Source organism: Domibacillus sp. 8LH, from assembly GCF_038806185.1.
Taxonomy (GTDB): Bacteria; Bacillota; Bacilli; order Bacillales; family Domibacillaceae; genus Domibacillus; species Domibacillus indicus_A.
The window spans coordinates 14,279-26,959 of sequence record NZ_JAVJNG010000013.1 but is presented as its reverse complement, the minus strand read 5'-3'; the positions used below and the strand labels follow the sequence as shown (position 1 = coordinate 26,959).

At 44.7% G+C, this 12,681-nt stretch carries 12 protein-coding genes; 6 read left to right on the top strand and 6 right to left on the bottom strand.

The features are described from left to right. Window positions 1-44: 44 nt before the first annotated feature. Entirely contained in the window at window positions 45-779 is a 735-nt protein-coding gene (locus RG959_RS14880) for a MurR/RpiR family transcriptional regulator (RefSeq protein ID WP_342797779.1), read from the bottom strand. 55 nt (window positions 780-834) lie between these two features. Then, window positions 835-1,731, bottom strand: coding sequence for a UDP-N-acetylmuramate dehydrogenase (gene murB / locus RG959_RS14875; RefSeq protein ID WP_483298895.1), 897 nt, complete (start codon window positions 1,729-1,731; stop codon window positions 835-837). Between the two features lie 185 nt (window positions 1,732-1,916). Between murB and RG959_RS14870 the strand changes: the two genes are divergently transcribed. Then, window positions 1,917-2,279, top strand: a complete 363-nt coding sequence (locus tag RG959_RS14870; protein ID WP_342797777.1) for a YidH family protein — start codon at window positions 1,917-1,919, stop codon at window positions 2,277-2,279. A gap of 181 nt (window positions 2,280-2,460) precedes the next feature. Further along, complete coding sequence (locus tag RG959_RS14865) at window positions 2,461-3,477, top strand: C40 family peptidase (protein ID WP_342797776.1); 1,017 nt, start codon at window positions 2,461-2,463, stop codon at window positions 3,475-3,477. A gap of 28 nt (window positions 3,478-3,505) precedes the next feature. Here RG959_RS14865 and RG959_RS14860 read toward each other — a convergent pair whose 3' ends face one another. From RG959_RS14860 to RG959_RS14845, 4 genes are all read right to left on the bottom strand, one after another. Further along, on the bottom strand, window positions 3,506-4,492 hold the full coding sequence (locus tag RG959_RS14860; RefSeq protein ID WP_342797775.1) for a carbohydrate kinase family protein: 987 nt from the start codon (window positions 4,490-4,492) through the stop codon (window positions 3,506-3,508). A gap of 1 nt (window position 4,493) precedes the next feature. Beyond that, window positions 4,494-5,966 carry a glycoside hydrolase family 32 protein gene (locus RG959_RS14855; protein WP_342797774.1) on the bottom strand — a complete coding sequence of 491 codons (1,473 nt, stop codon included), beginning with the start codon at window positions 5,964-5,966 and terminating at the stop codon, window positions 4,494-4,496. Between the two features lie 61 nt (window positions 5,967-6,027). Continuing rightward, window positions 6,028-7,467, bottom strand: a complete 1,440-nt coding sequence (locus RG959_RS14850; RefSeq protein WP_342797773.1) for a sucrose-specific PTS transporter subunit IIBC — start codon at window positions 7,465-7,467, stop codon at window positions 6,028-6,030. Window positions 7,468-7,611: 144 nt separating this feature from the next. Next, on the bottom strand, window positions 7,612-8,610 hold the full coding sequence (locus RG959_RS14845; RefSeq protein ID WP_342797772.1) for a LacI family DNA-binding transcriptional regulator: 999 nt from the start codon (window positions 8,608-8,610) through the stop codon (window positions 7,612-7,614). 438 nt (window positions 8,611-9,048) lie between these two features. On the opposite strand from RG959_RS14845, the gene RG959_RS14840 reads away from it, so the two are divergent. The 4 genes from RG959_RS14840 (at window position 9,049) to RG959_RS14825 (ending at window position 12,677) form a co-directional block, all read left to right on the top strand. After that, the gene (locus RG959_RS14840) at window positions 9,049-10,509 is read left to right on the top strand and encodes a glycoside hydrolase family 32 protein (RefSeq protein ID WP_342797771.1); all 1,461 of its coding nucleotides are present in this window, start codon (window positions 9,049-9,051) and stop codon (window positions 10,507-10,509) included. Window positions 10,510-10,614: 105 nt separating this feature from the next. Then, a complete protein-coding gene (locus RG959_RS14835) occupies window positions 10,615-11,361 on the top strand; it encodes a DUF2087 domain-containing protein (RefSeq protein ID WP_342797770.1) in 747 nt (248 codons plus the stop codon). 15 nt (window positions 11,362-11,376) lie between these two features. Continuing rightward, window positions 11,377-11,724, top strand: a complete 348-nt coding sequence (locus RG959_RS14830; RefSeq protein WP_342797769.1) for a GIY-YIG nuclease family protein — start codon at window positions 11,377-11,379, stop codon at window positions 11,722-11,724. 146 nt (window positions 11,725-11,870) lie between these two features. Then, window positions 11,871-12,677, top strand: coding sequence for an ABC transporter permease (locus RG959_RS14825; protein ID WP_342797768.1), 807 nt, complete (start codon window positions 11,871-11,873; stop codon window positions 12,675-12,677). The last annotated feature ends 4 nt before the right edge of the window (window positions 12,678-12,681 follow it).

Genomic DNA, 12,681 nt, shown 5'->3' with positions numbered 1-12,681 from the left:
GGACAGTGAATAGAACCGGACTGTCTGCTGGCAGTCCGGTTTGGTTACTTTTGGATATTTGAAAGCCTGTACAGTTCACGGGCGAGTGATTCAAGAATATACACAACCGGCACCTGCGTCGTAATATTGGAGTGTGCAAACCGCTCCTCTGAAACATAGTAGGAAAGGTTAATATCAGACATTTTGGCAATGGTGCAATGTTTATTATTTGTAATGCTGATAATGGTGCTGCCCGCTTCACGCATTTGGTGGGTATGACGGACGGTATAGTCGTTTTCACCGGATACAGAAAGAACAATCGTCGTACTGTTTTGAAGAAAGTTTGTGTGAATCGGGTAGTGCGGGTCTTTTATGTAAAGGGACAGCTTGCCAAGGCTTGAAAAGTAGCGGGCACCGTACTCAGCTAAAATACCTGAGCTGCCGATTCCAATAAAGATAATGCTGTCAGAAAGGGACATTGTGCGGGCTGCTTCGAGCATTTGATCTTCAATCGGCCCGTTCAGCGACCGTTCAAAAAAATCTGTAACAGAATGGTGCATGCTTTTGGGCTCAAATGGCTCCTGTTCTTTTAAATAAAGCTTTAACCGAACTTTAAACTCTGTAAAACCATCACAGCCTGCTTTTCGGCAAAAACGCAGAATGGTCGCTGTTGAGACATGTGTTTCCGCTGCCAGCTCCCGAATACGCATATAAATGACTTTGCTCCCATTTTTAGATACATATTGATAGACGGCGGTTTCAAGCTCATTAAACGATGAAATCATTTCATTTGTAAACAAGTGAAGCCCCCCTTACGAACAAAAAGCCGCTTCGGTCGACCGAAGCGGCTTTTGATTAATCTTCGCCGATAATTTTTACTTCTGTTTCAAGTTCTACACCAAATTTTTCGCGTACACGGTCCTGCGCGTAACGGATTAAGTTTAAATAGTCCGTAGAAGAAGCGCCGTCCACGTTTACAATAAAGCCGGCATGCTTTTTAGAAATTTCCGCGCCGCCGATCCGGGTTCCCTGCAAGCCGCTGTCTTGAATCAGTTTGCCGGCGAAATAACCGGCCGGGCGCTTAAATACACTTCCGCAGGATGGATATTCAAGCGGCTGTTTTGATTCGCGGAGCGCAGTAAAGGTGTCCATCGCTTCTTTAATTTCCTCAAAACGGCCTGGTTTTAATTCAAACACTGCTTCTAGAATAATGTAGTCCTTTTCTGTGAAAATGCTTTTGCGGTAGCCGAAGTGAAAATCATCTTCTCCAAGCGTGATCAAGTCACCGTCATGAGAAAGAACCGTTGCTTTTCTCAGCACTGTTGACGTCTCGCCTCCATAAGCGCCGGCATTCATGACAAGAGCCCCGCCTACTGAACCCGGAATGCCGCAGGCGAACTCAAGACCGGTTAAATGATGATCGAGTGCCGTGCGGGAAACATCAATGATTTTTGCCCCGCTTCCTACCGTAATCGTCGTGCCGTCTACATGAATTTGGTCAAAGTATTCAAGGGCAATGACGATACCGCGCAAGCCTTTATCCCGGACAAGCACGTTTGAGCCGTTTCCTAGAATCGTCAGTGGAAGCGCATGTTCTTTTGCGTAATATATAACGGTTTGTAGATCGTCTATATGTTTAGGCTTAATGAAAACATCGGCTACCCCGCCTGTTTTCGTATATGTGTGCTTATGCAATGGAAACAGTGGATACACAGACTGTTCATCCACTTTCTTCTTTAAGTCGTTTGCAATTTGCAGCGCGTCGATAGCTGCTCACCTTCCTTTTCTCATAATCCTCTCTATTATAAAGGATATGAGGGAATTCGTTAATGATCTTTCACGATTTGAGAAATGTTCCCCATTTTTCAGGGTATTGTATGTAAGTATAGACAAATGGGTGCCTGCCTTAAACGGTTGAAGAGGAGGGAATCGACACAATGACAAAAACAAAAAGCGCTGCTTTTGTTCAGCAGCATTTGGCGAATGAACGCACTTATTTGGCATGGACAAGAACGGCCATTGCCATTATAGGAATTGGTTTTTTAATCAGCAACCTTCACTTTAGTTTTTTGTCCCGGCATTCGACACGTGCAGATCTCCTGGCAGACATAGTCGGATTTGCTGCTATTCTATCAGGACTGCTGGTCCTTGCTTTTTCTACACGCAGTTATTTTATTAAAGCCAGGGCGATAGACAACGAAATGTTTAAGCCTGAAAAAGCGAGTATTTTGCTCCTGACAGGTATCATTGTCACTTTAATTTTGCTGTTCGGAGTGTATATATCATTTGTTTTTTCTTAAAAGAACTGCTGCTCCCCAGTTCTTTTTTTATGAGTTTTTGCAGGAAAAATAAGGATAAATTATTACAAAAAGATCGAAATTTGTAATTTTACCGTAAAACATCGTAATGTTTATTTTTGCTAGAATAAGATTTATGAGGAATTAAGTAGAGAAAAAAGAATGGGAAATTAGGAGGTACATAGTGAACAGTTGCAAGAAAGCAATTCTTTCATTTTTAGCGGTCATCTTGTTTTTTAGCGTGTCCCCATTGGCATCTGTTAAAGCAGAAGCCGCGTCCATTGGTGAATCAGTTGTTGCTTTTGGGAAAACGTTCATGGGTGTAGAGTACGTATTTGGCGGCACAACGCCAAAAGGATTCGACTGCTCCGGTTTCGTTCAATATATTTATAAACATGCTGCTGACATTTCTTTGCCGCGCACAACAGGTGAACAGTACAATGTAGGCACAGCAGTAGCCAAAAGCGATCTTCAGGTTGGCGATCTTGTTTTTTACGCTAACACATATAAAAAAGGCATCTCCCATGTTGGGGTATACACAGGCAACAGCCAAGTATTGAATGCCACATCAAGCAAAGGCATCGCGCTTGTTCCGCTAGATGGCGATTCATACTGGTCGCCGAGATATGCAGGCGCTAAACGCGTAATTAAAGAAGAACAAGCACCGGAATGGTTTACAGATGTAGAAAAAACAGACCTTGCGTACAATGCGATTAAATCATTGACGGAACAGGGAGTTATTAATGGATTTACAACCGATACATTCGCGCCGGACGAAAAAATAACGCGCGGACAAGCCGCAGCCATTATCAACCGTGTACTTGGTTTGAAACCAGAAAAAATGAGCTACTTTACAGATGTGCCGAAAACAAACCGGTTTGCTGTAGATATAGCAGCGGTTCATGAAGCGGGCATTATGAATGGCTACGGAGATAAAACATTCGGCTTAGAAGAAGAAATGACAAGAAACGAAATGGCATCTTTGATCCAGCGTGCTTTTAACTTAAAAGTGTCTGAAACGGCGGCAGCAAATGTTGTGTATACAGACATTAAGGTAGGCCATTGGGCATACGAAGGCATCCTTTCTATGGCTTCTATTGATAAAACCGGCTTTTTTAAAGGCGACAAGTTTTATGGAACACACAATGCAACCCGTGAAGCATTTACAGTGGCCATCTACAATGCGATGAACGCAAAATAAAAAGCACCGCCCAAACGGGCGGTGCTTTTTATTTTGTATCTGAATGAACTTCATTAAGCATGTTTTCTATTTGCTGCAGGGAAGGCAGGGAAGAGATGGCTCCTTTGCCGGTGGTCGTAATGGCACCGGCTGCATTGGCAAAACGGACGATTTCTTCTCCGCGCTGTTCAAGAAGAGAAGAAACGTTTTCTAAATTGGCACCGGTCTGAAGAAGCTGAAATAAAAAGCCGCCAATAAAAGCATCCCCGGCACCAGTCGTATCCTGTACCTGTACAGCAAAGCCGTCTGCTTGGATTTCTGTTCCGTTTACAAACAGTGAGGCACCTGCTGCACCGCGTGTATACACGACCGCTTTTACATCTCCTGTAAACAGGGAAGCAATAGCCGCTTTTTCTTCTGAAATACCTGTAATAAATTCAAGCTCTTCATCTGAAATTTTGATCAGATGCGCTTTTGGTATGAACGCTAAAATGGTTTCGCGGCACACATTCGGATCCTCCCAAAGCGGAAGCCGCACATTTGGATCAAAGCTGATGAAAGCACCGCGCTGTTTAGCCCGGTCGATTGCTTTAATATGCGCATGCTTCATTGGACTTTCAACTAAATCAACGGAACAAAAGTGCAGAATGTCACCGGGGTGAAACAAGGATTCGTCCACTTCGTCTGCTGTCATCAGCAAATCTGCACAAGGCTTCCGGTAAAAAGAAAAGTCCCGTTCACCATCTTCACGGAGGGAGACGAACGCAAGAGCCGTATTGGCTTCACTCGTGCGGATAATGTGCTTGGTTTCCACACCTGCTTCAATCAGCTTCTCCAATAAAAAATCACCGAATGCATCGGAGCCAAGCTTCGTCAGCATGGCGGAGTGCCCGCCGAGTTTTGAAACGGCAGCGGCCACATTGGCCGGGGCTCCGCCGGGTGCGCGTTCAAAGGATACGACATCTTTAAGAGCCAGCCCTTTTTGCTGTGGGATAAAATCAATTAATACTTCTCCAATTGAAAATAATGTACTCATTTTACTCTCCTATCGTCCATTTTACCGCCTGGCATGTCGCGCGGCCGCCTTTTGCAAAAAAGCGGATGCCTGCCGAGTCCTTGCTTGGAAAAATACGGCTTGTAAAAACTTCGGCTCCATCGTTTACAAAGAGCTCAAGGGAAGAGGAATCCACAAATAAACGAAACGTCACTTTGTCCCCCGCTAACGAGCAGCTGCGCACAGTTCCATATGGCGAATCTGTAAGCGCACCAGAATATGTTCTATCCAAGTGGACCTTTTGCTTGAGGGCGTCGTACGTAATAACGGTTTTTTCTTCTTCGCTTACGCGAATTTCAATTCCGCATGAATCTGCATCCTCCAGCTCAAACGAACAAATCATTTCAAAAGCTGTACCGCTGAAGCTGTCAAAAGTCTGTACTTCATCACAAAGATCAGCTGAAGCTTCCATTTGAACACCGCGCAGGCGCTCAAGCTCCCGGACTGGTCTTTGCATAAGCCGCCCGTTTTCAATCGTGATTTCCCGGGGCAGGGTCAGGCAGTGCGCCCAGCCATGTGAATCCGTTGGATAAGACATTTCAGGAAGTCCCATCCAGCCGACTAAAATACGCCGTCCGTCCGGCGCTTCCATTGTTTGCGGTGCATAAAAATCAAAGCCGCGGTCCAGTTCGAAAAAGGCGCCATGATCTATGCTTTGTGTTTCAACATCAAGATTCCCGAGAACATAGCCGGATTGATAAATATTATGATAGCAATCGCCTTTCGGCGCAATGCCCTGCGGTGAAAAAACAAGGACACCTTGTCCATCAATCGTAAAGTAATCGGGGCATTCCCACATATAACCAAAGCGGGGAAGGGCGGTTTTAATTTCGCCTTCGAATGTCCATGTTTCCATATCTGGGGAGCTGTAGAGCACGACACAGCCCGTCAGGTTTGTCCGCTGGGCACCGATAACGGCATAAAAAAGCCCATTTTCTTTCCATACTTTTGGATCGCGGAAATGATCGGTATAGCCGGGCGGCACTTCATGAATCACTGGTTTTTGCTTTTTTTGAATAATGCCCTGCTTGTCCATAATGGCAATATTCTGCTTCGGATGCCGCACCCATTGCTCATCACGAGTATTGCCGGTATACATTAAGTACAATTGGTCATTGTGCACGATACCGCTGCCAGAGTAAGCACCATGGCTGTCAAGGTCACTATCTGGCCGAATCGCGATACCGGCATTCTCCCAATGAACGAGATCTTTTGATTTTGTGTGATACCAATATTTAATGCCGTGAACAGGGCCAAGCGGGAACCACTGGTAAAATAAATGATATTCACCATTATAAAAAGAAAAGCCGTTCGGATCATTTAACAATCCTGTTTCGGGCTGAATATGATAAGTTTGCCGCCACGGGGAACCACCCACCTGTTTTTTTAAAGCAGCCAACTCTGATTTAGATATGTCTTCAAGTCGTGTATAACGTTGTTCTGTTGTCCATTGCAATCTGATCACCTCATACTTATTAAAATGAAAAGGAGGTGGAGAAATCTTCTCCACCTAAATGTTATGCTGCTTTTTGCACAGCCTGCTTTTTCTCATCACGCTTCCCAAGGATCATCGTTACAGCAAAAGCAACTACAATCGAAATAACCATCCCAATCACATATTGAACAAGTCCTTCATGCTGAATGGAAATGATGCCTGGAAGACCGGCTGCGCCAAGCGCAATCGCTTTTACTTTAAAGAATGTCACATACGCCGTTGCCACAGAAGAACCGATCAACGCACCAATAAACGGATAGCGAAGCTTTAAATTTACTCCGAACAGGGCAGGTTCTGTAATGCCAAGCAGGGCTGAAACACCTGCAGCAGAAGCCGTTCCTTTTAATTTCTTGTTTTTTGTTCTCATAAATACGGCAAGTGTAGCCGCTCCTTGAGCGACGTTTGACATGGTCGCTACAACGAAGATAAAGGAGCCGCCTGTTTTTGCTATATCCGCAAGAAGTTGTGTTTCAACGGCAATAAAGCTGTGGTGCATACCGGTAATGACAATAGGTGCGTAAAGCAGGCCGAACAGGGCGCCTCCTACAAAACCGGTCGTATCATAAAGCCAGATCATACCGTCAGACAGCAGGTTGCCGGCTGTACGAGTAAGCGGGCCTACAAGTGTAAACGTTAAAATACCTGTAATGAAAATTGTTAAAAGCGGCGTCAGTAAGTTATCAAAGATCGATGGAACAATTTTACGAAGGGATAGTTCCACTTTAGCCAGAATAAAGGAAGCAGCGAGAACGGGAAGAACCGTACCCTGGTAACCGATTTTTTCAATTTCAAATCCGAAAATAGACCAGACAGGAATTTCGTTTTTAGCTAGAGCATCTGCAATATTGTAAGCATTCAATAAATCCGGGTGAACCATCAGCATACCGAGCGTGGCGCCAAGATAAGGGTTGCCGCCGAAGCGCTGGGTTGCAGAAAAACCAATTAAAATAGGGAGAAACACAAAGGCAGCATTGGCAAATGTATTAATAAGAGCTGCTAAATCAGCCATATTTGGATAAGCTTCAATCAGTGACTTGCCATCTACAAACAGTCCCTGCGCTGTGAGCAGGTTGTTGATTCCCATCAACAGACCGCCGGCAACAATGGCTGGAATAATCGGTACAAAAATATCAGACAGCATTTTTACAAACCGCTGGAGAGGGTTCATTTTCTTGGCGCCGGCGCTTTTCACATCAGCTGTTGACATGCCGCCCGTACCAGTCAGCTTGGCAAACTCTGCATATACCTTGTTAACCGTACCAGAACCAAAAATAATTTGGTATTGACCGCCGGTAGAAAAAGTCCCTTTGACGCTGTCCATCGCGTCAAGCTTTTCCTGATCGACAATCGATTCATCATGCAGAGCGAGCCGAAGGCGTGTAGCACAGTGGGCAGCGGCTGCAATGTTTTCCTTTCCGCCAAGCGCTTCAAGCGTTTCGAGTGCAATTTGGGGGTAATTCATTGGAGTTCCTCCTTTGTAGGTAAAGTATAACCGATACGTGTAAGATTATTTGGAACCGGTTCCTAAAAACATTAAATAAAAAGAGGAACCGGTTCCAAGAACGAGTAAATAGGAGAACCGGAATTGGAACCGGTTCCTATTTGATTATAAAAGATGATCTGTACGGATGTCAACACTTTCTCGTAAAACAAGTTCAAATCGCGAATAGGTCAATTTTGGAATGTCTTCACCTTTGATCAGCTTGGTGATATGGTCCGCTGCCATCTGGCCGGCTTCTTTAAAATGAATGTGGACGGTTGTTAAAGAAGGATGCATCATAGCGGTTACTTCATAGCCTCCAAAGCCCGTAATGGAAATATCTTTTGGAACATACTTTTTTTTTCGGTAGGCTGCTTTCATGGCCCCGAAAGCAATATTGTCGGTGGCACAAATAAGCGCTGAAGGCGAAAATTCATCAAAAAGCTGTTCTGCTTTTTCGGCAGCGTCCGTCATATTAAAAGTCGTTTCAAAAAAGCGGGCTTCTACTTCTTCCGCATGTTCGCGCAGCGCCTGGGCAACTCCTTTTTTTCGCTTGACTCCGACTGCTACGTCATATTCGCCGACCCCAAGAAAAGCAATTTTTTTATGTCCGCGCTGGGCAATATATTTACCAATGGCGTAGCCTGCTGTTTCATCATCATGGATCAGGCTGTATACCTCTTCGTGCTGCTGGCCGACAAGAAGAACCGGGATATCGATGGTGCGAAACGCTTGTAAATGTGCATCTGTTACTTGGGTAGCGAGCAGAATAATGCCCGCCGCTTTTTGTTTGGCGAGTGTATAAATGTTTTCAATTTCCCGCTGGAGATCTTGTCCCGTATTGGAAACAAGCATATGATAATTTAATTCGCGAAGCCGTTCATCAATCCCCATCAGCGTACGGGAAGTAGCGTAGGAATCGAGCCGGGGAACGATTGTGCCGATCATATTTGTTTGTTTCGCTTTTAAGCTCTGGGCAAAAGCGTTCGGTGTATAGCCTGTTTCATTGATGACCTGTTCAATTTTCCTTTTTGTTTCTTCACTGACCGAACCGCCGTTTAAGAACCGTGACACAGTGCTTTTTGCGACACCGGCGATTTTGGCAATATCTGCGATGGTTTTCATCAAATTCCACTCCGTTTCTATCTTCTACTATACATGATTGAAGAGAAGGGAGAAAACGAAATAAAGAAAGAGAATTTTATGAAAGGGAAGCGGTTCACACCGTTTGGGTGAACTACAGAAAAAAATCGACTATGATGAAATGTAAGCGCTATAAAATGGCGAGGAAAGGTTTAAGGAAGTTGAGAAGTTTCATTTTAAAGCACACAAAATTGCCTGGCGTTTGTTACCAAAAGAAAAAAAGCCGTTCGCCATGACTTCCGGGTGGTTAATAACCAAAATACCCCGCTTTCGCGTTTTAAAAGTTCATGGCTTGCTGCGAGGGAGCTGACAGGCGATATATCAGGAAAAGCTGAACGGATGTATGCGGATATTTCGGCTCCCATACATATAAAAGATGACTTTTAAAGTGCTGTCGGGCATTTAAAGGAGGCGGAATCAATGAAACAAGCAATTGAAAAAGCACATCGCGCTGTTCGTCAGGACGAAAAGCGGGCAGCACACAGTCCGTACCGGCTCGGTTATCATATTATGGCGCCGGCCCGCTGGATAAATGATCCAAACGGCCTTATTCAATGGCGGGGTGACTATCACGTGTTTTATCAGCATCACCCGTATGACGTAAAGCCAGGCTCCATCCATTGGGGGCATATGAAAAGCCGTGACCTTGTTCATTGGGAGCATTTGCCGATTGCGCTTGCACCAGATGAGGAATATGACAGAAGCGGCTGTTTTTCCGGCAGTGCAGTCGATCATGACGGTATATTAACGCTCATTTATACCGGGCATGCAGAAGATGAAGACGGAATAAAAGAGGTCCAGTGTATCGCAACGAGCACAGATGGCATTCATTTCGAGAAGCATCCACAAAACCCGGTTATTTCGGCTCCTCCCCGGGGAGCCGCGGCTGATTTTCGTGACCCGAAAGCGTGGAAGTATAAAGAGAAATGGTATATGGTTGTCGGCAGTCAAAAGGACAAGCTTGGCTGTGTACACTTGTATGAGTCGGCGGATCTTTTTTCATGGAAGGATCGCGGAGCCATTATAAAAAGCGATGGTAAGCTTGGATTTATGCTTGAATGTCCTGATTTTTTTGAGCTTGAGGGCAGGCATGTGCTTCTCGTTTCACCGCAAGGCATTGAAGCTTCTGGCGACCGTTATCAAAACCTTTACCAGACCGGAACGCTGATCGGCGATTTGGATTACGAAACGGCTGCATTCACGCACAGTGAATTTACTGAGCTTGATCAAGGCTTTGATTTTTATGCGGCACAGTCATTTGAGGATGACCAGGGACGGCGGATTGTATTCGGCTGGATGAATATGTGGGAGGCGGTTATGCCGGAACAGGCACATGGCTGGGCAGGGGCGCTGACGATTCCGCGCCAGCTTTCCTTTAATCAATCAGGACGGCTTGTGATGCAGCCTGTAGAAGAATTGAAAAAACTGCGCCGGGAAAAAACGATTGCCGGTCCAATGCCTCTTTCCGGGACACAGCTGTTCCATATATCCGGAGAACGTCTGGAAATCAAAGCGGAATTTGAAGCGCGAAGTGCCACGTCGTTTGGCTTGCATGTAAGATGTTCAGAAGACAGCCGGGAAAAAACGACGATCCGCTTTGATGCAGCTGATCAAGCCATTACTTTTGACCGGCATTCATCTGGTGAAGGGGAAGGCGGTATCCGCAAAGCAAAAATTGGAGCATCAGCTGTTGTGAAACTGCATATATTTGTCGATCGTTCTTCGGTTGAAGTGTTTGTGAATGACGGAGAAGCAGTTATGACCGGACGTATTTATCCGAATGAAAAAAGTACGAAGGTTCAATTATTTGCCGACGGCGGCGAAGCGAGGCTGGTTTCGTTCGCGGCATGGAAACTGAAAGATGTGTGGAAACAGGAATAAATGTTTTTAAACCACCTAGAAAATAGGTGGTTTTTTTATTGACATAAAACAGACGTTTTATTAATATGTCTATAAATAAATAAACATAAAAAGGGATTGTTTGCTATGGATACTTCAGCAATGTTTTGGAATGCGTCGATTCAGGAATTGAAAAAAGGCTACGTAGAAGAAACTGATTTTTTTACCTGCCTGCTGTGCGGAAAAAGAATTGAGAAAGGGATCATTTATCCGGTTGAAGACAAGCTTTATGACGCGGAGCGGTATACGCAGGCTCACATTAACCAAGAACACGTCTCTGTTTTTGACTATATCATGAAAATGGATAAAAAGCTGACGGGGCTGACCGAACATCAAAATAAGCTCCTGCGCCTTTTTTACGAGGGAAAAAACAATAAAGAAATACAAGCGGAAATGGGGATCGGAAGCATTTCCACCATCCGAAACCATCGTTTTGTACTAAAAGAAAAAGAACGCCAGGCTAAAATGTTTTTGGCAGTGATGGAGCTGTTAAATGAAAGGGATGCCCATGCTCCTGTTGTCGTGCCTCCCCACAAACAGGCAAGAATGGTTGACAGCCGTTATAACGTAACAGAAGAGGAACAGGAAAAGGTGATTCAAAAGTTTATGCCAGAGGGCGTTCTGCTCGCATTTCCGCCAAAAGAAAAACAGCGGCTCATTATCATGCGGGAAATGGCGAAAAAGTTCAAAGCAGGCCAGGTGTATAGCGAAAAAGAAACAAACGAGATCCTGTTCGCTGTTTTCAATGATTACGTCAAAATACGAAGATACTTAATTGAATATGGCTTTTTAAACCGCAAGCCGGACGGAAGCGAATATTGGGTGAATGAATAAGGGGAGGCATTGAAAATGGAGCGAAAAAGAGAACTGAAACAGCAGTTTAAAGAAACGAAGATAGAAGCAGGCGTGTATGAAATAAAAAATACGATCAATCAAAAGATCTTTATTGGCAGCACCCGGAATTTTAAAACGTTGAATGGGCGGAAGTTCGAGCTGGAAGCAGGTTCAAGCACAAACAAGGATTTACAGAAAGAATGGAACGAATTTGGAAAAGAAGCTTTTCAATTTACGATTCTTGAGCAGCTGAAAAAGCCGGAGACCGGGTTTTTCGACGAAAAGCGGGCGCTTCAAAAGCTGGAGGGAAAATGGCTTGCTGAAAAACAGCCGTATGGAGAAAAGGGTTATAACGGGCTCTAATAAAAACGGAAATATGGTGGAGATCGATTCCGTTAAATAAGTAAATACCAAAAAAAACGGCCTGCTCAAATGCGAGCAGGCCGGCTTTTTTGGTGGGAACACACTTTTAAAAGCATGCATATTATTGGTAAGAAGAGGTGGTGAACATGAAAGTTTTACACAATCCGGTGGAAACCGAAAAAAAGGAATGGAAGAAGGAACGTAAACGGCAAAAAGCAAAAACGGCCCTAACTGTTTTTTCTCCACTTTTTCTTCTGCTGATCTGGGAATTTTTATCCCGAAGCGGCTTAATCGATGCACGGTTTTTTCCGCCGCCGACCGCTATTGCAGCTACGTTTGTTGATATGCTTGTAAGCGGTGAACTGTTCGGGCATATTCGGATTTCGTTGTTTCGTATTTTTGCGGGCTTTTTGCTTGGAGCCATTCCTGGTATTATCCTCGGTCTGTTCATGGGCTTGTATGCACCAATCAGGCATTTTCTTTCTCCTCTAATTATGGCGCTTATGCCCATCCCCACACTTGCGCTGCTGCCAATTATTTTAATTTTGTTTGGCATTGGTGAAACGTCGAAAGTTGTGACGATTGCAGGGAGTGTCTTTTTTCCGGTGGTGATCAATACAGCGGCCGGTGTTCTTTCCATTGATTCCATGTACTTGGACGTAGCTAAAAACTATGGCGCAAGCCGTAAAGATTTCTTCTTTAAAATTGCCCTGCCTGGTTCACTTCCCTTTATGCTTGAAGGAATTCAAATGGGGCAGGCGATTGCTCTGTTAACCATTGTAGCGGCTGAGATGATGGGGGCGCGGTCGGGAATTGGCTACTTAATTTGGACATCGTATAATGCGTTTCTGCTCAAAGACATGTTTGTCGGGCTTATTTTAATTTCATTTTTTGGCTATCTTTTTTCCCTGCTGCTGCGTGCATTGCAGCGAAAGTTACTTCCGTGGAGGTGATCAA

Coding starts and splice junctions, on each gene's coding strand:
- RG959_RS14870 (WP_342797777.1), top strand. CDS start 1,917: ATGACAAAAACAAAAAGCGCTGCTTTTGTTCAGCAGCATTTGGCGAAT.
- RG959_RS14860 (WP_342797775.1), bottom strand. CDS start 4,492: ATGAGTACATTATTTTCAATTGGAGAAGTATTAATTGATTTTATCCCA.
- RG959_RS14850 (WP_342797773.1), bottom strand. CDS start 7,467: ATGAATTACCCCCAAATTGCACTCGAAACGCTTGAAGCGCTTGGCGGA.
- RG959_RS14845 (WP_342797772.1), bottom strand. CDS start 8,610: ATGAAAACCATCGCAGATATTGCCAAAATCGCCGGTGTCGCAAAAAGC.
- RG959_RS14840 (WP_342797771.1), top strand. CDS start 9,049: ATGAAACAAGCAATTGAAAAAGCACATCGCGCTGTTCGTCAGGACGAA.
- RG959_RS14835 (WP_342797770.1), top strand. CDS start 10,615: ATGGATACTTCAGCAATGTTTTGGAATGCGTCGATTCAGGAATTGAAA.
- RG959_RS14830 (WP_342797769.1), top strand. CDS start 11,377: ATGGAGCGAAAAAGAGAACTGAAACAGCAGTTTAAAGAAACGAAGATA.
- RG959_RS14825 (WP_342797768.1), top strand. CDS start 11,871: ATGAAAGTTTTACACAATCCGGTGGAAACCGAAAAAAAGGAATGGAAG.